The 20,613-nt window shown below is 39.7% G+C and carries 23 protein-coding genes; 15 read left to right on the top strand and 8 right to left on the bottom strand.

The features are described 5' to 3' along the window. Positions 1-48: 48 nt before the first annotated feature. The 7 genes from TPSD3_RS05505 (at position 49) to TPSD3_RS05475 (ending at position 6,195) form a co-directional block, all read left to right on the top strand. Positions 49-564, top strand: coding sequence for an OmpA family protein (locus TPSD3_RS05505; protein ID WP_176329749.1), 516 nt, complete (start codon positions 49-51; stop codon positions 562-564). 194 nt (positions 565-758) lie between these two features. Then, entirely contained in the window at positions 759-1,061 is a 303-nt protein-coding gene (gene ureA / locus TPSD3_RS05500) for an urease subunit gamma (protein ID WP_086487585.1), read from the top strand. A gap of 91 nt (positions 1,062-1,152) precedes the next feature. Next, positions 1,153-1,803 carry an ABC transporter substrate-binding protein gene (locus tag TPSD3_RS05495; protein ID WP_176329748.1) on the top strand — a complete coding sequence of 217 codons (651 nt, stop codon included), beginning with the start codon at positions 1,153-1,155 and terminating at the stop codon, positions 1,801-1,803. Between the two features lie 9 nt (positions 1,804-1,812). Then, on the top strand, positions 1,813-2,262 hold the full coding sequence (locus tag TPSD3_RS05490; RefSeq protein ID WP_086487583.1) for a helix-turn-helix domain-containing protein: 450 nt from the start codon (positions 1,813-1,815) through the stop codon (positions 2,260-2,262). Positions 2,263-2,317: 55 nt separating this feature from the next. Further along, entirely contained in the window at positions 2,318-2,845 is a 528-nt protein-coding gene (locus TPSD3_RS05485) for a transposase (RefSeq protein WP_176329747.1), read from the top strand. An 89-nt stretch (positions 2,846-2,934) separates the two neighbouring features. Beyond that, on the top strand, positions 2,935-5,670 hold the full coding sequence (locus tag TPSD3_RS05480) for a cyclic nucleotide-binding domain-containing protein (protein ID WP_086487581.1): 2,736 nt from the start codon (positions 2,935-2,937) through the stop codon (positions 5,668-5,670). Between the two features lie 126 nt (positions 5,671-5,796). Next, complete coding sequence (locus TPSD3_RS05475; protein WP_176329746.1) at positions 5,797-6,195, top strand: CBS domain-containing protein; 399 nt, start codon at positions 5,797-5,799, stop codon at positions 6,193-6,195. Positions 6,196-6,244: 49 nt separating this feature from the next. Here TPSD3_RS05475 and pdxH read toward each other — a convergent pair whose 3' ends face one another. After that, positions 6,245-6,898: a pyridoxamine 5'-phosphate oxidase gene (gene pdxH / locus TPSD3_RS05470; protein ID WP_086487579.1), complete on the bottom strand. Its 654-nt coding sequence runs from the start codon at positions 6,896-6,898 to the stop codon at positions 6,245-6,247. 88 nt (positions 6,899-6,986) lie between these two features. Next, a complete protein-coding gene (gene adk / locus TPSD3_RS05465) occupies positions 6,987-7,646 on the bottom strand; it encodes an adenylate kinase (protein ID WP_086487578.1) in 660 nt (219 codons plus the stop codon). 70 nt (positions 7,647-7,716) lie between these two features. Here adk and TPSD3_RS17235 point away from each other — a divergent pair, with 70 nt between their 5' ends. The 6 genes from TPSD3_RS17235 to TPSD3_RS05435 all read left to right on the top strand — a co-directional run bounded on the left by TPSD3_RS17235 (position 7,717) and on the right by TPSD3_RS05435 (position 14,344). Then, positions 7,717-7,902, top strand: coding sequence for a hypothetical protein (locus TPSD3_RS17235; RefSeq protein ID WP_140048493.1), 186 nt, complete (start codon positions 7,717-7,719; stop codon positions 7,900-7,902). Between the two features lie 194 nt (positions 7,903-8,096). Continuing rightward, complete coding sequence (locus tag TPSD3_RS05455; RefSeq protein ID WP_086487576.1) at positions 8,097-8,315, top strand: hypothetical protein; 219 nt, start codon at positions 8,097-8,099, stop codon at positions 8,313-8,315. A 224-nt stretch (positions 8,316-8,539) separates the two neighbouring features. Then, on the top strand, positions 8,540-9,460 hold the full coding sequence (locus TPSD3_RS05450; RefSeq protein WP_086487575.1) for an Rpn family recombination-promoting nuclease/putative transposase: 921 nt from the start codon (positions 8,540-8,542) through the stop codon (positions 9,458-9,460). A gap of 84 nt (positions 9,461-9,544) precedes the next feature. After that, positions 9,545-10,576, top strand: coding sequence for an IS630 family transposase (locus tag TPSD3_RS05445; RefSeq protein ID WP_086486662.1), 1,032 nt, complete (start codon positions 9,545-9,547; stop codon positions 10,574-10,576). 65 nt (positions 10,577-10,641) lie between these two features. Then, positions 10,642-11,538 (top strand): Rpn family recombination-promoting nuclease/putative transposase, encoded by an 897-nt coding sequence (locus tag TPSD3_RS05440; RefSeq protein ID WP_086487574.1) that lies wholly within the window; start codon positions 10,642-10,644, stop codon positions 11,536-11,538. Positions 11,539-12,055: 517 nt separating this feature from the next. After that, on the top strand, positions 12,056-14,344 hold the full coding sequence (locus tag TPSD3_RS05435; RefSeq protein WP_140048492.1) for a hypothetical protein: 2,289 nt from the start codon (positions 12,056-12,058) through the stop codon (positions 14,342-14,344). 53 nt (positions 14,345-14,397) lie between these two features. On the opposite strand, the gene TPSD3_RS05430 is transcribed toward TPSD3_RS05435, so the two are convergent. Together TPSD3_RS05430 and gshA are read right to left on the bottom strand one after the other, a co-directional pair. Beyond that, positions 14,398-15,042, bottom strand: a complete 645-nt coding sequence (locus TPSD3_RS05430; protein ID WP_086487572.1) for a ProQ/FINO family protein — start codon at positions 15,040-15,042, stop codon at positions 14,398-14,400. 104 nt (positions 15,043-15,146) lie between these two features. Beyond that, positions 15,147-16,754 carry a glutamate--cysteine ligase gene (gene gshA / locus TPSD3_RS05425; protein ID WP_086487571.1) on the bottom strand — a complete coding sequence of 536 codons (1,608 nt, stop codon included), beginning with the start codon at positions 16,752-16,754 and terminating at the stop codon, positions 15,147-15,149. Positions 16,755-16,899: 145 nt separating this feature from the next. Between gshA and TPSD3_RS17230 the strand changes: the two genes are divergently transcribed. Next, positions 16,900-17,172 carry a hypothetical protein gene (locus TPSD3_RS17230; protein ID WP_140048491.1) on the top strand — a complete coding sequence of 91 codons (273 nt, stop codon included), beginning with the start codon at positions 16,900-16,902 and terminating at the stop codon, positions 17,170-17,172. Here the strand turns inward: TPSD3_RS17230 and TPSD3_RS05420 are convergent. From TPSD3_RS05420 to TPSD3_RS05410, 3 genes are read right to left on the bottom strand one after another with little or no spacing between them, the layout of a single operon-like run. Further along, on the bottom strand, positions 17,128-17,697 hold the full coding sequence (locus TPSD3_RS05420) for a hypothetical protein (protein WP_086487570.1): 570 nt from the start codon (positions 17,695-17,697) through the stop codon (positions 17,128-17,130). The genes TPSD3_RS17230 and TPSD3_RS05420 overlap by 45 nt on opposite strands. Next, positions 17,694-18,494 (bottom strand): hypothetical protein, encoded by an 801-nt coding sequence (locus TPSD3_RS05415; protein WP_086487569.1) that lies wholly within the window; start codon positions 18,492-18,494, stop codon positions 17,694-17,696. Before TPSD3_RS05415 ends, TPSD3_RS05420 begins: the two co-directional genes overlap by 4 nt. Before the next feature lie 8 nt (positions 18,495-18,502). Further along, positions 18,503-18,868, bottom strand: coding sequence for a hypothetical protein (locus TPSD3_RS05410; RefSeq protein ID WP_086487568.1), 366 nt, complete (start codon positions 18,866-18,868; stop codon positions 18,503-18,505). A gap of 185 nt (positions 18,869-19,053) precedes the next feature. Here TPSD3_RS05410 and TPSD3_RS05405 point away from each other — a divergent pair, with 185 nt between their 5' ends. Beyond that, complete coding sequence (locus tag TPSD3_RS05405; RefSeq protein ID WP_140048489.1) at positions 19,054-19,740, top strand: hypothetical protein; 687 nt, start codon at positions 19,054-19,056, stop codon at positions 19,738-19,740. Positions 19,741-19,768: 28 nt separating this feature from the next. Here the strand turns inward: TPSD3_RS05405 and TPSD3_RS05400 are convergent, their stop codons facing one another. Then, entirely contained in the window at positions 19,769-20,587 is an 819-nt protein-coding gene (locus TPSD3_RS05400; protein WP_086487566.1) for a thermonuclease family protein, read from the bottom strand. Positions 20,588-20,613 lie beyond the last annotated feature (26 nt).

Below are 20,613 nucleotides of genomic sequence, written 5' to 3'. Positions count from 1 at the left end.
AATCGGTTAATACTAGGTTTTTTTGATACCACAAGTCTAATTTTTCCTTTGGGCAGTTATGCCGAAACGCCCGCCTTAAATTTCCCCAGTAATGCTATCGACATTGAACAAGCCTTACAAGCTCCGCCAAAATCGATTATTTTTCGTGGTTTTAATCCCAATCCTACAATGCGTGGGGTAGAAGAAATTGTCAATGATCCGCCTAAAGTGGGCGCAAAAATCCTATTTGACTACGATTCTGCGACCATCAAACCTGATTCTTACCCCTTACTAAAAGAATATGCAACAGCCCTACAAAATGGGCTTGCGGATGCCATTATCACCATTGCAGGTCATGCCGACAGCGACGGCGAAGCGGATTACAATCTTGACTTATCGCGTCGTCGTGCTGAGTCGGTAAAAACCTTTTTAATCAACAACCACAATCTACCCAACCAAGCTCCCCAACGCCTCCGCGTCGAAGCCCACGGCGAACAACAACCCATAGACAGCAATGAAACTGAAGAAGGAAAAGCCCGCAATCGTCGAGTAGAATTTATAAGAATAGGGACTTGGAATAAATAAATTCAATTGTTTTTATTGTTAAAATCTAACAAGAGAACCTCATCTCTTCCTCTAGCAGGAAGGCAGGGAGCGGTAGAAATGCGGATAGTCCAGATTATTTTTGCTTAGTGTTGTGGAGAACATGATGATATAGCGCATTTTTTATGCTACATTAATCACAGAGTTTTTAAAATGAATTAAAAGTGGAAACCATCATGGAATTATCCCCCCGCGAAAAAGACAAATTACTCATTTTTACCGCCGCCCTACTCGCCGAACGTCGCAAAGCCAAAGGATTAAAACTGAATTATCCAGAGGCGGTGGCTTATCTGTCCGCAGCCATTATGGAAGGGGCTAGAGAAGGCAAAACAGTGGCACAATTGATGAGCGAAGGCAGTCAATTGCTCAGTCGTGAAGATGTCATGGAAGGCGTACCAGAAATGATTGCTGAAGTACAAGTAGAAGCCACTTTTCCCGATGGCACTAAATTGGTGACGGTGCATCAACCGATTATTTAATTATTTTCGCTTTTTAATACATCAAAAAAATTAAGGATAACAGGTAATAAACTGTTATCCTTTTATTTGGCTTTAATTCTGGGGAATGAGCGTGTATTTATTTTCTCGAAAAGTTTCTATTACTTTGGTTAGCCTCACCATTATTGTGGCAATTATCAGTTATTTTGTGTTTTTTATTAAAACAGCCAATCCAATTTATATTGGTTTTGCAGGAGCTGCTCATAAAAGTTCGGGTAAAAGTATTATTAATGGCATTGAATTATACCTTGAAATGCTGAATGATAAAGGAGGCATTAATGGGCGTAAAGTCAAGCTAATTACCGCTGATGATAATGGCGATCCGACCTTAGCTGAAAAAGCCGCACAGCAATTAGTGGACAGTGAAGCCGTGGTGGTGATTGGTCACGGCAACAGTGTCACGTCTATAGCAGCCAGTAAAGTTTACAAAACTGCCCAGCTACCCGTGATTGCGCCGACAGCCACCCATGTGGATGTTACTAAAGACAATCCTTGGTATTTTCGAGTTATATTTAATGATGAGCAACAAAGTAAATTCTTAGCTTATTATGCCACTCATATTTTCCAAAAAAAGCACGCGGCTATTATTTCAGATGAACAAGTATATGGTCGTTATTTAGCCGATAAATTCACTCAATTCTTCACCGAACAAAGCGGCCAATTACAACACCATTGGCAGCTATACCAATTTTTTCAGAGTCGTATGATAATACTTTTCAAATAGGAGAGAATAATGAACAAAAGATATGAAGATTTGGAAAAGTTAATGTCAACAGGTGAAGCGAGAGAAGTGAAGCGAGCGATGGCAGTAAGAATGTCTTTGCTTGGTTTTGTGCGTGCGGAAGCGGCTTTAGCGTGTTGTATCAGTGTGCAATTTGTGGATAAATGGAAAGCCATTTATTTAGCGTCAGGGGTGGAAGGATTAAAGTTAGCGTATAAAGGCTCGCCAGGGTATTTAAAGCCGCGTGAACGAGAAGATGTGATTAATTGGATACAAGAAAAGAAGACAATAACAATAGAGGAACTAAAGAGATACTTAAAAGAGGAGTATGATGTTTTCTATTCTTCAAATACTTCTTATACTAAATTATTAGAAGAAGCGAATTTAAGTTATAAGAAGACACACAAAGAGAATTCGGCAAAAGATGAGGTAAAAGTAGAAGCTAAAAAAAAAAGAGATTAAGGATTTAATAGATAAGGAGCGTGAACAGATAGAAAGTGGAGAGGTAATGTACTGGATGCAAGACGAAAGCCATCAGTTGTGGGGAGATATTTGTGGTTATGTTTGGTCGAAAAAAGGAGAAAGAACGTCAATAAAGATGAGTAATTATCGCACTTCTCAAACGTGGTATGGAGCGGTGAATATTTATACGGGAGAATTTATTTTAGATAGGGCAAAGAAAGCTGATACAAAATATACGATAGACTTTATTAACTGGCTCATTTACAGATATAAAGAAGCCCGTCATGTGATTATTTGGGATGGTGCAAGTTATCATCGTTCTGAAGGTTTAAGAACTTATTTAGAGAAATTAAATGGGGGACTTCCAGAATCAGAATGGAAAGTTCGTTTATTAAGATTTGCGCCCAATGCCCCAGAGCAAAATCCAGTCGAGGATATTTGGCTTCAAGGTAAGAATTGGGTCAGAAAGAATTTTCATCGTCTATCAAGCTTTAAAGAAGTCACTAGTATGTTTGAGACCTTTTTGTCAGGTAAAGTGTTTAAGTTTAATAAAATTAAACAGTATCTTATACCTAATATCTAGCTAGATATTAGAACTTAATTTGTTTTTATATCTCACATAATTTTGGTATAGACAGTCAAGATACTTTATTAGATCAAAAAATTGATCTTATGATTGAACAATTAAAAAAAGATAAGACCACAGAATTATTATTTCTATTCACACAAGCTGATTTTGGTGCGCGTTTAGCAAGCCGTTTATTTGAAGAAAAATTAACCGTCACTTTAATTGCACCGGATGCTTATGCCAGTGCTGCTTTTCAGGAAACTTTTGCGCCATCGTTTAAGCGCGGTGAGCATCATCCTGAATTGTACATTTCAACACCGCTTATTTTCGCAGCGGGCAATCAGGAATTGCAAATTTTTCAAGATCGCTACATTCTCGCTTATAAAGAAAAACCCGATTGGCGAGCGGCCTTTGCTTTCGATGCCATTGACGTAGCCGTGACCGCATTAAAACAAGCCCAAATTGAAGGAAAAACCAAAACACGTGCCGCAGATCGCCAAAAAATCCGTGAAAGCATCGCCAGTTTTCGTTATCGACATCGGGCTATTCATGGAATTACTGGGCTGAATTATTTCAATGAGCAAGGGGATGTCACCAAGACCAATAGAATGGCATTATTTCGCCCTGAATCTGGCCAATTAGTGCCTGCTTTCGCGCAATTACAAATACTCACCAATGACAACAATGAGGATATTGCGGAATTTGAATATAAACAGCAAACGGATAATTTTCTCAAAGTTGGCAACGAATATCTGAGAAAAATTAATATTGTCTATACAGGCGTTAAACTAGAGCGCATTCATGATCTCGATGTAAAAAATTTAACCGCAGAATTAGAATTTAAACTGTGGTTTCGTTTTAATAAAAATGTTGAGCCTGAACAAATCACATTTATTAATGCGGTGGAGAATGTGACTTTAGGCGAACCACTCATTCGTATTGATAATGATGTAAATTATCGTCTTTATCATGTTAAGGGTAAATTTAAGTTAGATTTTTTATTAAATCCTCCTGAATTTAATCATCATTATTTAGGTGTTAGTTTTAATAATAGTTATTATGGCTATAATGAATTGATTTATGTCACCGACATGTTAGGAATGGGATTAACTGAGGATTATGTTGAAGAACTGTTGGCTATTTATCAACAACAACGCCTCTTATCGCCTAGTTTAGGTTGGGTGGTTTATGATGTACAGTTTTTTCAGGATTTCATTCATAGAAATTTGCTAGGACATCCTGATTATTTGAATGCCAGTGATGGATTAAAATTTTCTCGGTTTAATTTAGCATTGACTTTGCGTAAAGATGAAATTAATTTTGCTAATTATTTCAATACGTTTTGGCTTATTCCTATTATTACTAGCATTATTTTAATGTTAGTGATTGTGCTGTTTATGCAGCAGCATTATACGGGGATTGCCAAGATGAAAAAAACAATTTGGTTCATCAAACTCATTTTAATTTACGCGCTGTTATTTTTTGCTGAAATTACGCTCACTAAATATGCGTTTACTGTTGGATCATTTTTTGAATTAGGACTGAAAACGATTAGTATTTTATGGTGGTTCACTTCTGCCTTTTTTATTAATTCAGCTTTATTGCAATTTGTGTGGCAACCCATAGAAAGACGCACACAACGCCCTATCCCTGGCGTATTAACAGGCATGATCAGTTTCTTAATTTATTTGCTGGCTATTTTTGCCATTATTGCTTTTGTTTTTGATCGGCAAATTACAGGTTTACTGGCCACCTCTGGAATATTAGCCATGATTATTGGTTTGGCGGTGCAGTTAAATATTTCTAATATTTTTTCTGGCATTGCTTTAAATTTAGAGCGGCCATTTCGCGTGGGAGATTGGGTGCAAATTAAGGAATATCCCGAAGGACAAGTGATTGATATGACTTGGCGCAGCACTCGCATTAAAACACGTAATAACATTTTATTATGCGTTCCCAATAGCTTGGCGGCCGAATCAACCGTATTAAACTTTTCTCAACCCAATTCACCTTATCGCTTGAATGTTAAAGTGTTTATTGATGCCAGCCATTCGCCAGAGCGGGTGAGAAAAATTTTATTAGATGCGTGCTATACTTCTGATGGGATTTTAAGCGATCCTGCGCCTGCTGTTTTATTCCCAGAAATTAATGAAGGGATTGCGTGTTATTTAATTGCCTGTAGCCTTTCTGATTATAGTAAACGCCCTGTGATTAATCATACTTTATGGTTAAAGATTTGGATTAATTTAAATCAAGCAGGCATTTATCCTGCTATTCAAAAACAACACATTTTTTGGCAATCTGAATTGCCTAAGAAAACAGGAGTGATTGAAAATCCATTACAACTGATTAATGTGATCGATATTTTTACTCCTTTATCGCCATTAATGAAACAGAAATTAATTTCTAATCTTTCTGCCCATTATTTAGCCGCGAATAAAATTGTGGTGGAGCAAGGGCAATCAGGCGATTCTTTATTTATTATTGCTGAAGGTGTGGTGAGTGTATTGGTGAATGCCGATAAAGGACAAAAAATTGAAGTGGCACGTTTAGGATCGGGCAGTTTTTTTGGTGAAATGGCGTTATTAACGGGCGAAGATCGCAGTGCCACAATTCGCACGTTAACGGACACTACTTTATTTGAAATTACCAAAGCGGATTTTGCGCCTTTTATTGCCAGCACGCCAGAGATTTCAACCGTGATTAGTAAGATTCTGGTGCAGCGACAACAAGCCACCCAATTGCATTTAGGGCAACAATTCACATTAGAAGTGGTTCATGAGGATAATTTTGTGGAGAGAATGCGCCATAAAATTTTGGCATTTTTTGATATGATTTAGGCGTTTTAAATCCCGCTGCATCATTTAAGAATCACAGCAAAAACAAGAAACTTTACAAATGGGGTCATCTTGTTGAGAATGTTTCTTTCCACCTTATTTTGTCACCCTATTGCCTAAGGAATGATCATGTCTTTGCGTAAAATTACAGTGAGAGAACACATGTCAGCAACGCCTGTTTTACTGATGCCCGATGCCGACATTTTACATGCCATCCAGCAGTTGGTCGAATCGCATCAGTCGGCCGCTGCGGTGGTGGATGAGCATGGTAATTTGATTGGCGTTTTATCAGAAAAAGATTGTATGAAAGTGGCTCTTCATGCGGGTTATTACGAAGAAGCGGCGGGACGTGTGGCTGATTATATGCAAACCCAAGTACAAAGCGTTGATGCTGACATGACTATCATGGAGTTGGCGGCGGCATTTTTGGAAAAACCTTATCGTTTTTATCCTGTTTTGGATGATGCCCGAGTGATCGGTCAGATTACTCGTCATGATGTGTTAAAAGCACTGCAAAAAGTGTGGTAAACGCAGCATTCTTGTCCCGTTCCCTTTAGGGAACGGTATTTTTTATGCCTCACGGCGCAAGCAAAACCCGCTGCCATTCTTCGTTTTCGGTTTGACGGGTATACAGCACCCGATCATGTAAACGATTTGGCCGCCCTTGCCAAAATTCCAAACGCGACGGGGACAAACAATATCCGCCCCAATGTTCGGGTCTGGGAACGATTTTATCTTGATAGTGTTCTGTGAGAGCTTGCAATTTTTTCTCTACGACTTCTTTACTATCAATCACCTGACTTTGATCCGATGCCCAAGCTCCCAACTGACTCCCCAACGGACGGCTGTGAAAATAAGCATCCGAATCTTCTGGCGAAATTTTCTCTACTCGCCCTTCAATGCGCACTTGCCGCTCTAATTCCGCCCAATAAAACAATAAACTGGCGCGCGGATTTTCGGCCAACATGTGTCCTTTTTGGCTGTGATAATTCGTGAAAAAAACAAAGCCTTTTTCATCAAATTCTTTTAACAACACAATTCGCGCACTCGGATAACCGTCACGACTCGCTGTGGCTAATGTCATGGCATTAATATCCAGTAAATCGGCATTCATGGCTTCTTCAAACCATTTACTGAATTGCTTAAAGGGATCGGCATGGGTTTCTGCGACATTTAAACGTGCTTGGGTATATTCGCGGCGTAAGGCTTGTAATTGCTGTGGATTGCTCATGATTGGAGTCAAATTAAATAACGGGGCATTCCCACGCTTAAAGCGCGGGAACGAGAAAAAATAATAGAATGGCTCTATTGAGAAAGAATTATTGTTTTTCTAAAGCCTGAAAAATTTGGTCTCGAATTTCTTCGACCGCACCAATACCATACACCCGCACATAACGCGGTGCATTTTCGCCGCCTTTTTCTGCCCATTGGGAATAATAGCCAATAAGCGGCTCTGTTTGATCGTGATAAACCTGTAAACGTTTTCTGACCGTGGCTTCTTGATCATCATCGCGTTGTACAAGGGATTCACCCGTCACATCGTCGATGCCGTCTTGTTTGGGGGGATTGTAGATCACGTGATAAGTGCGTCCTGAGGCCAAATGGGTGCGGCGGCCGCTCATGCGTTTGACGATTTCTTCATCATCCACGGCGATTTCTACCACACAATCAATGTGAACGTTGGCTTCTTTCATGGCATCGGCTTGGCGTAGCGTACGCGGAAAGCCGTCGAGTAAAAAGCCATTGACACAATCGGCTTGTTGAATCCGATCTTTGACCAAGCCAATGATGATGTCGTCAGAGACTAAGCCGCCTTCGTCCATAATTTTCTTCGCCGCCAGTCCTAATTCTGTGCCTGCTTTGACCGCGGCGCGCAACATGTCACCGGTGGAAATTTGGGGAATTTGGTAGCGTTCTTTGATGTAATTCGCTTGTGTGCCTTTGCCCGCGCCAGGGCCGCCCAGTAAGATTAATCGCATAAAAAGTCCTTTATCGAGTTGGTATGAAAAAGTTAAATCTGACTAAAGTCAGAGGTTAATTGGGTTATTCTTGTTGAATTACGGTGGCAGTGTAGAGTTAGCGTGTCTATTGTCGAACGGACAAGCCTTAAAAACAAGTAATAACCAAATGGATTTTTTCTATAAACCTGCGTCAGTTGTACTATTAGCATTTGCTTATAAGGCGCACGCCGATGGCAGCGGTCAAGATTGGCTACTCCATTTTGGTCGCGGGTAAACAACCAAAAAGGCAACGCGCATCAAATGGGTGTCGTGAATATTATGCCAAAATTCGGTTTTGTGTAAATAAAAAAGGGGAAAGTAAGACTTTAGGAGGTGTATGGATTTATCGGGCGTTATGGATTATCTTATGGTTTACAATGACGCAAGAGAATTGGTTGGTTTGTTTTCACGCAGAACAAGAGTAATTTTATGACAATGAATATACGTCGCAAAAGATGGATTGCTTTGGTAGTAGGGATTGCTGTGTTGATTTTGAGCATAGCGATGGCTTGGTTTATTTGGCAGGGAAGTGAGCGCGATCCGAAAAATGATCCACCCCCAGCCCAACTACCATCTTTCGGTTCAGTTTGGACTGATCCTAAAGGTGAGTTTCACGCCATTCCTTATTTTGATCTATACCAAAATTAAGTCATTCATAAAATTTTTCTATCAGAATCAGAATTTACAGAATTTTAGGATTTTCAGAATTAAAGAATAAAAAATCTGTTTAAAATAAACGACTTGTAAGAATAAATTTTGAAAATTATTGTGTCTGCAAATTTTGATTCTGACAAAATAAGGATTCTACGAACCCTATCTTTTTGGTATATCATTGGTTTTATTTCTTGGCATTAATAAGAGAGTCATCGCTAATGCAAAACCACCGCAAAGCAAAATATATCAATCCATTCACCGATTTTGGGTTTAAGAAACTATTTGGTGAAGAGGCGAATAAACATTTATTAATTGATTTTCTGAATCAGCTTTTACCCGCGAAACATCAAATACAGGATTTGTTTTATAAAAAGGGTGAGCAATTGGGGTCTGGTGAATTAGACCGTAAAGCGATTTTTGATTTGTATTGTGAGAGCCAAGACGGTCATAAATTCATTGTTGAGTTGCAAAAAGCCAAACAGAACTTTTTCAAAGATCGTAGCGTTTTCTACGCCACCTTTCCCATTAGAGAACAGGCCGAACGTGGCGAATGGGATTACCAATTACAGCCTGTATATTGCATTGCATTATTAGATTTCGTGTTTGATGATCATAAAAATGGAGAGCATTATTTGCAAAATATTCAGTTGCGTAATGACGTTTGTGAAATATTTTACGATAAATTGACTTTCATTTTCATTGAAATGCCCCGCTTTAAGAAAAAGCTTGAGGAACTACAAACGCATTTTGACAAATGGTTGTACTTTATCAAGCACTTAGAAAACCTTGATGATATTCCCACTGATTTAAGAGAAGAGATATTTGAACAAGCCTTTACGGTTGCTGAAATCGCACGCTTTAATCCGCAACAACTTGAAGATTATGAAAACTCGCTTAAATACTATCGTGACTTAAAAAACGTCATTGATACCGCTGTTCAAGAAGCCACGCTAGAAGCAGAACAGCGTGGGGTTGAAAAAGGTATTGAAATTGGGGTTGAGAAAGGCATTGAAATAGGTGAAGAACAAGAGAAACTAAAACGTCTTCAATTAGCTATTCAGCAAGGTTTTTCTGTGGAGCAAATCGCCAAATTATTTGGTGTCGATGAAAGTGAGGTGAATCGCTTGAAAAGTGGATAAAGAAAAACCCTGTTTTATTTCTTGGCATTAATATACCAATTTTTTCAGAGTCGTATAATAATACTTTTCAAATAGGAGAGAATAATGAACAAGAGATATGAAGATTTAGAAGAGTTAATGTCAACAGGTGAAGCGAGAGAAGTGAAGCGAGCGATGGCAGTAAGAATGTCTTTGCTTGGTTTTGTGCGTGCGGAAGCGGCTTTAGCGTGTTGTGTCAGTGTGCAATTTGTGGATAAATGGAAAGCCATTTATTTAGCGTCAGGGGTGGAAGGATTAAAGTTAGCGTATAAAGGCTCGCCAGGGTATTTAAAGCCGCGTGAACGAGAAGATGTGATTAATTGGATACAAGAAAAGAAGACAATAACAATAGAGGAACTAAAGAGATACTTAAAAGAGGAGTATGATGTTTTCTATTCTTCAAATACTTCTTATACTAAATTATTAGAAGAAGCGAATTTAAGTTATAAGAAGACACACAAAGAGAATTCGGCAAAAGATGAGGTAAAAGTAGAAGCTAAAAAAAAAGAGATTAAGGATTTAATAGATAAGGAGCGTGAACAGATAGAAAGTGGAGAGGTAATGTACTGGATGCAAGACGAAAGCCATCAGTTGTGGGGAGATATTTGTGGTTATGTTTGGTCGAAAAAAGGAGAAAGAACGTCAATAAAGATGAGTAATTATCGCACTTCTCAAACGTGGTATGGAGCGGTGAATATTTATACGGGAGAATTTATTTTAGATAGGGCAAAGAAAGCTGATACAAAATATACGATAGACTTTATTAACTGGCTCATTTACAGATATAAAGAAGCCCGTCATGTGATTATTTGGGATGGTGCAAGTTATCATCGTTCTGAAGGTTTAAGAACTTATTTAGAGAAATTAAATGGGGGACTTCCAGAATCAGAATGGAAAGTTCGTTTATTAAGATTTGCGCCCAATGCCCCAGAGCAAAATCCAGTCGAGGATATTTGGCTTCAAGGTAAGAATTGGGTCAGAAAGAATTTTCATCGTCTATCAAGCTTTAAAGAAGTCACTAGTATGTTTGAGACCTTTTTGTCAGGTAAAGTGTTTAAGTTTAATAAAATTAAACAGTATCTTATACCTAATATCTAGCTAGATATTAAAACTTAATTTGTTTTTATATCTCACATAATTTTGGTATAAGAGAGTCATCGCTAATGCAAAACCACCGCAAAGCAAAATATATCAATCCATTCACCGATTTTGGGTTTAAGAAACTATTTGGTGAAGAGGCGAATAAACATTTATTAATTGATTTTCTGAATCAGCTTTTACCCGCGAAACATCAAATACAGGATTTGTTTTATAAAAAGGGTGAGCAATTGGGTTCTGGTGAATTAGACCGTAAAGCGATTTTTGATTTGTATTGTGAAAACCAAGACGGTCATAAATTCATTGTTGAGTTGCAAAAAGCCAAACAGAACTTTTTCAAAGATCGTAGCGTTTTCTACGCCACCTTTCCCATTAGAGAACAGGCCGAACGTGGCGAATGGGATTACCAATTACAGCCTGTATATTGCATTGCATTATTAGATTTCGTGTTTGATGATCATAAAAATGGAGAGCATTATTTGCAAAATATTCAGTTGCGTAATGACGTTTGTGAAATATTTTACGATAAATTGACTTTCATTTTCATTGAAATGCCCCGCTTTAAGAAAAAGCTTGAGGAACTACAAACGCATTTTGACAAATGGTTGTACTTTATCAAGCACTTAGAGAACTTTGATGATATTCCCGCTGATCTAAGAGAAGAGATATTTGAACAAGCCTTTACGGTTGCTGAAATTGCACGCTTTAATCCGCAACAACTTGAAGATTATGAAAACTCGCTTAAATATTATCGTGACTTAAAAAACGTCATTGATACCGCTGTTCAAGAAGCAGTACAAGAAGCCACATTAGAAGCAGAACAGCGTGGGGTTGAGAAAGGTAAAGAGCAAGAGAAATTAGAACGTCTTCAACTGGCTATTCAACAAGGTTTTTCTGTGGAGCAAATCGCCAAATTATTTGGTGTCAATGAAAGTGAGGTGAATCGCTTGAAAAATGGATAAAGAAAAACCCTTCCGACTGTTTGAAAGTTAGTACCAATACCACATTCGATTCCACTGAGACAGAAACGGGTGTCGAGCCGCTACCATTCAGAATTTTGTAGCGGTTGCGTCTCCATTGTTTTTATCCTTGTGCTTGTACCCCTACGGACTCACCAAAATATCTGTTTACGCGCCTGATGTGTTAAAATTGACCTAATCCTGTGAACTATTGGGTTTATTGAGCGTTGCCAACGCCTCTTGATCCCAAACAATGGCGCGCACTAGAATATACCAAAATTAAGTCATTCATAAAATTTTTCTGTCAGAATCAGAATTTACAGAATTTTAGGATTTTCAGAATTAAAGAATAAAAAATCTGTTTAAAATAAATGACTTGCAAGAATAAATTTTGAAAATTATTTAATTCTGTAAATTCTGATTCTGACAAAATAAAGGTTTTATAAATCACATCATCTTGCTATAGCTCAGAACAAAGTAAACAAGACCCACCACTTATCCTAAAACAGCAGCCCAAGCGATGTTTAAACCCCTATTCCGCTATCTTAGTAAAACAGATACACCCGCTGACACCGAGCTATCCCCTATTGCGCTGCAAAAACCAACATGGATGGCTTTGGATTTAGAACAGCTTAATACGGGTATTGATAATGTGCATATTGATGTGACATTAGACCCGCAATTCTGTCGCCGCACCTTAAATTTAATCGATGATTTATTAAAAGAACGCAGCACCAATAAACGCCGCTTTAGCGATCAACCTTCTACCGAAGTGCAACACCAATTAGAACAATTTGGGCAGACTTGCAGTCATTTATTAATCAATAGCATTTATCAAGCACGCCAAACAGAAGGTATTGTGCGCATTCGCTTATTAGAATTAAGTTTAATTAAATTTATTTTAGAAAATGTGCAAGCGCGAGCCGAACAATTATTACAAAGTTTACGCCATCATTTATTAGACAATGAAACTGGCGGGCATCAAGCCCAACAACATTATGAACGCTCGATTTGGTTAAATAATAATTACAATCGCTTATTACAAAAAATAACCAGTGATTTATTTAACCAATTATATTGGGCAGAAATGGGTGAGGCAAAAATATTACGACAAAATTTATTTGGACAATCATGGTCTTTACCGATTGATCTATTATCTAATCCTGTGCTGCAAAATAAAGATTGGCAGGATCATGATATGTTAGTGCAGCATTATTGTTTATTATCTTCTGAAATGGATCATCCTTACAGTTATGCCTGTTTGAATGAACGTATTGATGTGTGGTTAGAATTGATTCTTGAGCAATTCCCTGTAAAATCTGATAATTACGCTAATCAAAACATTATTGAAATGTGGGAAGGACATTTATTACAATTCACATGGAAAGATGTGAATGATAATATTCAATTGTTATTCCATACCGAAGCCACACAACAACAATTAGAAGAAAATCCTGAAAGAAAAGAATTAAAATCTCTATTGCAACACCAACAAAATGCTTTAAAATTTCTCAGTCACGCAATCCAAGAAGCGGGCATTGCTGGCCATATTTTAGCGGCTTATGAAACACCTACCTTATCAGAACAATATGCGCAATTAATTAAACCTTATGTGTTATATCAAACTTTGTGTGGAGAATTGAATTTAGATCAAGTATGGTATAAATTGCAATTGGCAGAAAAAACCCGCCCTTTACGCCGCGCCAGTGATAAACCATTAAGCAAAACCGCATTGCAAGAAGCATGGAAAAAAGTTAATCGACAACAAAAACAATTATCTCCCGAATTAACCTATCAATTTATCCTACATTTCACCAACTATCGCCGTGATTTAAAACAACGTCATTTGATACATCGAGAAATGTCGCGTTTGCGTTTATTAACGCAAGACAATGATATTAAATTATCTCGTGCCAATCGCTTGCTTTACGAATTTTTAGAACAACAACAAACTGAACCCAGTTTAGAAAGCGACATGAGTGCGCGAGGGCATGTGATTTTAAAAGCGGATGTGCGCGGCTCAACAACGATTACAGCAGAACTACGTAAACGCGGGCTAAATCCTGCGACGCATTTTAGCCGTACTTTTTTCGATCCGATTCGGCAACATATTGAAACATTTGGCGCGGAGAAGGTCTTTATTGAAGGCGATGCGGTGATTTTGAGCGTATTTGAGCAGCAATCCCAACCCCAACATTGGCTTAGTGTGGCGCGGGCTTGTGGTTTGGGACGGGCGATGTTGTCGGTGGTGGAAGCGCAAAATCGTTTTAGTGTCAAGCACCAATTGCCGATTTTAGAATTGGGCATTGGCATTTGTTACAACCACACGCCCCCTGATTTTTTATACGATGGAGATCAACGCATTATGATCTCCACAGCCATTGGCGATGCGGATCGTTTGTCTTCGTGTTCGTGGAAATTGCGCCGTTATTTTTCTAGTAAAAATAACGTGTTGACGCGAGTAATGGTGTTTCAACAAGCTGAGGATGATAAGTTTAAAGGCGAAAAAGGTATGGTGACGTTTCGTTATAATTTAAATGGCATTGAATTAGATGATAATGCGTTTGTCAAATTATCCACTGAAATTGCGCTAAAAAAAGCCAAATTAAAATTACCATACGATTTTGGTCACAGTGTGTTTTTTGTCGGGCGATATACGGATAGAAAAAATAATTATCATCAATTAATTATCCGCCAAGCACGCGTGTGCATTTGGCGAGAAAATAGTGAAGTATTTAAACCCACAGATAATATTTATTATGAAGTGGTGACGCATCCACGTTTAATTAATGCGTTTAAGAATTTTTAGGGAGAAGCGTAATAAGCGTAATAGAAGGCTTCCCCAAATCATCAAAATCCAAATTATTCCCCGCTGGATTCTCCTCCCTCATCAGAAGAAATTTTGCGCCGTTTTTTCAATTTAATAATGGGTCGATTTCCTGCCGCATCGTTTTTTAATTCATCGGATAATAAGGGTGCGGAGGGATTGGCATGAGGAACGGGAACTTTGACCGCCGTGCGAATGACCACCGCAGGGCGTGTGCCGTGTCCTTGACGCGGGGGACGCGAAGGACGAGTAGAAGGGGCAGGGGCTTGACCGTCCTCTTGTTTTCGCGCTCGCACGCGGCGAGTGGGGTGTTGTACTGTGCCACGGCGTTTGGGCGGGGCTTCCGTGCGGGCAGGACGCGCTTTATCTTTTTTCGTTTTCGCTGGATGTTCTTGATACTCAGCCTCCACCACGCCACACGGCTGACCATCTAAGCCAATTCTCGCCACACCAGGCTGCACCACAGGCTTATACTCGGCAGAACTGGTATACAAAGCCAACGCGCCACGAATCGACATGCGCGTGACCTGTCCTTCAAAGGCCTCAAACAAGTCTTTATGTATTCCTATCTTTAAAGGACGCATCCGCGTGGCATCATCGACAAAAATGTCGGGGAAACGGCTTTTTAGTAAAGCCAGCGTAGGGGCAGCGTTTTGATTTATTTTCGTGTTAATAGCCATTCGTCAAATAGATTCGATGATGCGATCACAATAGATTGATCTTATTCTAACAAGGTCAAACTCGATTGCAATGCCAGAGTGAAAAAAGAATAAAAATTAATGGTTCAAGCACCCGTACAGCGCGTTAAAGCATCTGAAGTCTCTCTGGTTTGATTAAAATATTGAGTCAAATACATTTCAAAAGAGACCTTGTCATTTTTCTCTAATTGCGCTTGTTCTAATAAAGTGCGTTTTGCCAATTGTTCAAATTCGCTATCGAATAGGGTACTAGGCGCGGATTGTTTGAAGAATTGCGCATTTTGCAAAGATAACTGTAAGGTTAAAGGAAAAAAACCCATTTTTTTATTTCGCATTAACGCCAACATTTGCGCGGATGGTGTTAATTCTGGATGTGACAATTTTTCTTTTTCTTGGGCAATGGCTGCGCTATAAATGGGATAATGGGGATCGTCAATGAGTGCGGCAATGGTTTCTAATGCGTCGAACAATTCTTTTGCCCAATGATCCAAAACAATGGCTTGTCCCAAACGGCGCAAAGTTAAACCCGATGCACGACCGCGCAAAGCCACAGCACTTTGATTATACTCAATTTCTTCATGCTCTAATTCGGTAATTGGCGGGCTGTCTTGCAATAAACAAAATAATAACAACACTTCTAAAAAACGCAATTGCGTCTCCGTCACTCCCGTAGGCGCAAAAGGATTCACATCCAACGAACGCAACTCCACATAACGCACGCCGCGTTGTCGCAAGGCTTGAGATGGGGATTCGCCCGCGTGCAACACTTGTTTAGGGCGCATGGTGCTGTAATATTCATTTTCAATCTGTAAAACAGAAGTGCTTAATTGGCGATATTCCCCATTGACCCGCACACCAATCGCTTCGTATTTGGGATGTGGTGTATTCATGGCGCGGCGCAAACTGCCCAAATAAGTGTCTAAATTATGATAGCAAACATTAAGCGTAGGCGTTTTATTGTGATAACCCACATCGCTCATGCGCAAAGAAGTCCCATAAGGCTCGTAAAAAGTACACTCATCAAACACTTCAAAATAATTAGAATGTCCCGCTAGAAATGAGCGACATAATGCAGGAGAAGCACCAAATAAATAAATAATTAACCAACCAAAGCGTTGTAAATTACGAATTAAAGCAAAATAATTGTCATTAATAAAAGTTTGTAAAGGCTGATGATTATTTTCTAAAGCTTGATAAATCGGCCAAAAATCAAGCGGGACAGAATAATTAAAATGCACTCCCGAAATCACCTGCATCACCCGCCCATAACGAAAACCTAAACCCCGTCGATACACATGCTTCATCAATCCCGCATTGGACGTGCCGTACCACGCAATGGGAATACTCTCATCGCCATGTACCACACAGGGCATGCTGTTGACCCAAAGCATTTCTTGATCGGCCGCCAGATGATGGTAAACAAAGCGATGGGCATTGTGCATAAATTGCAACAATTCGGCAGGGTCTGACAGCGGCGGAGACACAAACTCAAGCAACGCCTCCGAATAATCGGTCGTCAAATGCGGATGTGTCAATGCCGATCCCAGCGCGACAGGGTGAGGCGTTTGCGCATAATCGCCGTCCAGCGTCACGCGCAGGCTTTCCTTTTCTAAACCTTTGAGACCGCGCCGTAATTCTTGCGCGATTTGTGCGGTCAACAAACGGTGTTGACGCTGATGAAAACGTTGGTACAAATCGGTGTCCTGATGCCAAAATAGCGTGTTGTCCAGTATTCCTGTTTTTTAGACGTTCGTCAATGAATTTGTCATGAAAAAAGGCGATCATGCCCACATATTGTGCGGGTGCAATAAGTTACATTTTATCAAAGAGGTCTGTATTATGTTGTCTCATATTTTAGAAAATCAATGCCGCGTTTTGCGTTCGTTCAAAGAAGAAAAACAACCCGAAACACAACCGCATCGTGCAGAGTTATTCTCGCTGTCGTTCATGCTCAAGACACTGACATTAGCAGAATCTTTAGTTTACGAACGGGTTTGTTCCAATACCCCTTGCTGGTTGTTAGCACAGCTAAAAGTGGCTAAACCCAACCAAACCGCGCCATTAGAATTATCGAAACAAAGTACGCCACCGTCGTCGCAACATCAGGAGTAGCAAAGGACGAATCACTCGATTTAACAATAATGCAAACACTAAAGTAGATAAAAAAACAGCCACCAATAATAGGATAATAAATAACCAAGGAGGAGCGTTAAATTGACTGATAAAATCCTGTTGTATCCCTGTGAATGTGGCAGATAAACTCATGACAAAACTAATTAATACCGCAATTCGCTGCACTAACCACGGTAATAAGCCAATCGTTCGATTTAACTGTGCCAATTCGGCACAATGTTGTTCATAATGCAAGCGATATTGTTGTTGCCATTGCGTATCGGAAAATAATAACGGCGGTGGCACGAAACGCGTGACATCGCCATCAATCTGCAACAAGGTGCGAAATTCACCTTGATACTGAATGGTGCGATCCGAATTGGAATAATGCAATGGCGTGCGAACTTCAAAGCCGCCGCGCTCAAATAAATCATGTAATAATTGTGCAAATAAAGCAGGCATAGTACGCCAAAGCTGAATGTTATGGCGCAATTGTGAAAGATATAATAACACCCGCTGTATCATGGAAATAAACGCTGTCCCCGATTAAAGAAACTGGCGGCAACTTCTCGAATGGTTTTCACCAAATTAGACCAGAATTGGACAGAGGTAGTAATGCCTTCTTGATGAATATGCAGCAAATTGGGATCGCAGTCTATTAAGAAACTTTCTGTCACTCGCGTCGTGACATCGCCATCCACATGAATCACTGTTTGTAACAAAATCCGTTCCGTACCAATTTCCCAAATTTTACGCAATAAACTTAATTGTACCGCATCTAATTCTAAATCTTGCGTTTGGCGTTGAATTTGCGCTCGCGTTAAATCATTATTCCACGCCACCGATTCTATGTCATAAAGTAAAGGGGGTTTTAATTGCGCTTCGTCGGCTCGTTTTTCCAATAAAAGGCGTTGTTCTTCTACATTAAGATCAAGGCCTTTTGCCCGCGCCAATTCATTAAAGACAGACACAAGTTGTTCTGACTGTACCTTAATGCGTTGCAGCATGGTGGCTTTTTCGCGCAAGGCAATTTTTTGCGCCTCATTAAGGTGAAATTGATTTAACTCTAATTCAGTTTTTTCAATGCCTCTATTGGCGCGATCATAAAGCTCTAAAAAAGCCATTAAACCCGCCCCCGCCCAGCACACCGGTTCTCGGCAGCCATATTCTACCAATTGCAGATGATAATCGCCCGCGATACTCCACAATGCCTCACGACGAGAACTGGGCATTTTACACGCGGACATATTGGCTTTAACAATGGTATTAATCTCTAATGTTAATACATCTTCAGCCAATGTCTTTAAAGAAAACTTAACCATATTGTGCCTTAATAAAGTCCAGATTCATCAGGATTGTTTTTAAGAAACTGAACCTGTTCATGTTGTTGGCGCGTTAATTGAGCGGCAAATAGGGTTAATTCTTTTAAGGCTTGAATGTTGTTGTGAATCAATTGCTGACTTTGTTGTTCTCGCTCGGCGTGATATTGACGAATATCATCTAAAGGAGACATTAAAAAATCCTCGTGCATTGCCGTGGTAATGTCGCCGTCCAACAAATTAATGCGACTGGAAATCACTCGCGCCGAAGGACTGGGAATTAAACGCCCTTCTTGTTCGCTATAATCGCCAACAATGGTTTTTACTTCCAATTGCACTAAGCGTTCTAATGAATCACTAATTTTTTTTAAATCCACAATGAATACTCTCTGGTTAAAGGGAAATGGCAAAAAATATAATTATTTCTCAATTCTAAAACGAATACTATTACTTTGTCTATAGGGATTTTGGCTATTTTTTAGCAAAAATCTTTTGTTATTGCTATAATCCGATCACGCGATGAGTAAAAATAATCTAAGGAAAGTGACAATTGGTGCAGTTTATGATTTTTGAATTAGTTGTATTTTTTTCAGGGTTATTATTGGTGGCGACAGTTTTACACTTTGTGCGCAGCGAGCGGCAATGTCGCCTGAAATATTATGCACGTCGTTTGGGGCATCGTCGCCGTTCTTTTCATTACCCCGAATCGCAATCGATTCAATTACCTGTGTTTGTAGAAGACGAAGGGAAATTGACGCTTGCCGCCAGCCGATCCAGTGATGAAAAAAATTATCTGGTTGATTTACACCATCTCACCTGCACTTGCAGCGATTGGCAGCAGCGGCGTGCCAACTACCCCGCGGCGGATATTCGTCGAATTTGTAAGCATTTATACGAAAAATTGTATCATCAAGGTTTAGAAGCAGATTTACCTGTCACACTGCGTTTAGCTCTGCAAAATGGACGCAAAGAGACTTGTTTTCAACGGATTGAGAACGAACACGGGGATTTTCTCATCGGTTTTACACCGCATTCTTTTTGGGTCAAAGTATTTGCCTGCATTCAAAATGAGCCGATTATTGCGATTTATCGTTTAGATTTAGATGGTTGGGCTTATGGGAAACAGCCGTCGCACAGTTGCTTGTTGCAAGCGCAAATTGATGCTTTATTTTTCAGTCCCGCAAAAACCGCGCCCGCCCCACAACCCCCTGCGACAGAACCCGTGACCCATCTGACACACCCAACCTAAAAAACCCTCTACCCCACAATTAAGCCATTCATCGCTTGGTATCGCCAGTGGAACGGGCTGTGTTTTTGGGAGGAGAAGAGCGGGTTTGGCTTGGTTTTGTGGGTTCGGTGGTTTTCTCTGCTTTTGCGGGTTCAGCTTGTCCTGCTTGCTGTAAAAACGCTTTATATTCCTTCGTTCTTTTGTATTCAGCGCGCAGTTCACCCGGTGCCGAGTAAATTTTCCACAAACCCAATTTTTTCGCTTGGGCTTTTTTCTGCAATTTCTCGAAATATTCAGCAAATTTTACATTTGGTGGATGTTGATCAGCCCAAGCGTAACCTTCTTTCACCAATGTGGCATTAAAAAACTCACCATTCTTTAAATATAAATAAGCCAAATCACGCCCAAATTTATCTTGTCTAGCATGATCATAAACCAAAACCACAGACGTTTCTTTAGGCAAACGACCCTTAGTATATTCGGCGGATTCTTTACCAAAAGGGCCAATTTCCATATACATAGAACGCCGGCTTTCTGGCGTATCAACACCAATTAAACGCACAGGAATCTGGCTTTTATCGTTCTTATGCGGTGCAGAAACCCGCACCGTATCGCCATCCACATGAGATAAAACTATCGCACGCCGCGCCCGCCCCAATAAAATTAAAAAAGGAAATGAAATAACCATCCATAAACGACCAAACAAAAGCAATCCTCCTATGATTAATAATAGAAATAACAGCAGCCAATAACTGCCAGAAATGCCTAAAAATGAAACGCTATTTAACCCTTCTAAAAACAATAACCACATCGTTTCTACCATACGATGAATGTGTTCAAATAATGACATTTCATCAGCTTCAGACATTAAACCTCCAATCACTCAATGTAAAG

The sequence above is a fragment of the Thioflexithrix psekupsensis genome, assembly GCF_002149925.1.
GTDB classification, from domain to species: domain Bacteria; phylum Pseudomonadota; class Gammaproteobacteria; order Beggiatoales; family Beggiatoaceae; genus Thioflexithrix; species Thioflexithrix psekupsensis.
Note: the sequence above shows the minus strand (reverse complement) of the source record. Positions and strands in the feature narration are given on the sequence as shown.

Excerpts from the sequence above, each read along its gene's own strand:
- ureA (WP_086487585.1), top strand. The coding sequence starts at position 759 with ATGGAATTATCCCCCCGCGAAAAAGACAAATTACTCATTTTTACCGCC.
- TPSD3_RS05490 (WP_086487583.1), top strand. The coding sequence starts at position 1,813 with ATGAACAAAAGATATGAAGATTTGGAAAAGTTAATGTCAACAGGTGAA.
- TPSD3_RS05485 (WP_176329747.1), top strand. The coding sequence starts at position 2,318 with ATGCAAGACGAAAGCCATCAGTTGTGGGGAGATATTTGTGGTTATGTT.
- TPSD3_RS05480 (WP_086487581.1), top strand. The coding sequence starts at position 2,935 with ATGATTGAACAATTAAAAAAAGATAAGACCACAGAATTATTATTTCTA.
- TPSD3_RS05475 (WP_176329746.1), top strand. The coding sequence starts at position 5,797 with ATGTCTTTGCGTAAAATTACAGTGAGAGAACACATGTCAGCAACGCCT.
- pdxH (WP_086487579.1), bottom strand. The coding sequence starts at position 6,898 with ATGAGCAATCCACAGCAATTACAAGCCTTACGCCGCGAATATACCCAA.
- adk (WP_086487578.1), bottom strand. The coding sequence starts at position 7,646 with ATGCGATTAATCTTACTGGGCGGCCCTGGCGCGGGCAAAGGCACACAA.
- TPSD3_RS05455 (WP_086487576.1), top strand. The coding sequence starts at position 8,097 with ATGACAATGAATATACGTCGCAAAAGATGGATTGCTTTGGTAGTAGGG.
- TPSD3_RS05450 (WP_086487575.1), top strand. The coding sequence starts at position 8,540 with ATGCAAAACCACCGCAAAGCAAAATATATCAATCCATTCACCGATTTT.
- TPSD3_RS05445 (WP_086486662.1), top strand. The coding sequence starts at position 9,545 with ATGAACAAGAGATATGAAGATTTAGAAGAGTTAATGTCAACAGGTGAA.
- TPSD3_RS05440 (WP_086487574.1), top strand. The coding sequence starts at position 10,642 with ATGCAAAACCACCGCAAAGCAAAATATATCAATCCATTCACCGATTTT.
- TPSD3_RS05435 (WP_140048492.1), top strand. The coding sequence starts at position 12,056 with ATGTTTAAACCCCTATTCCGCTATCTTAGTAAAACAGATACACCCGCT.
- TPSD3_RS05430 (WP_086487572.1), bottom strand. The coding sequence starts at position 15,042 with ATGGCTATTAACACGAAAATAAATCAAAACGCTGCCCCTACGCTGGCT.
- TPSD3_RS17230 (WP_140048491.1), top strand. The coding sequence starts at position 16,900 with ATGTTGTCTCATATTTTAGAAAATCAATGCCGCGTTTTGCGTTCGTTC.
- TPSD3_RS05420 (WP_086487570.1), bottom strand. The coding sequence starts at position 17,697 with ATGATACAGCGGGTGTTATTATATCTTTCACAATTGCGCCATAACATT.
- TPSD3_RS05415 (WP_086487569.1), bottom strand. The coding sequence starts at position 18,494 with ATGGTTAAGTTTTCTTTAAAGACATTGGCTGAAGATGTATTAACATTA.
- TPSD3_RS05405 (WP_140048489.1), top strand. The coding sequence starts at position 19,054 with ATGATTTTTGAATTAGTTGTATTTTTTTCAGGGTTATTATTGGTGGCG.
- TPSD3_RS05400 (WP_086487566.1), bottom strand. The coding sequence starts at position 20,587 with ATGTCTGAAGCTGATGAAATGTCATTATTTGAACACATTCATCGTATG.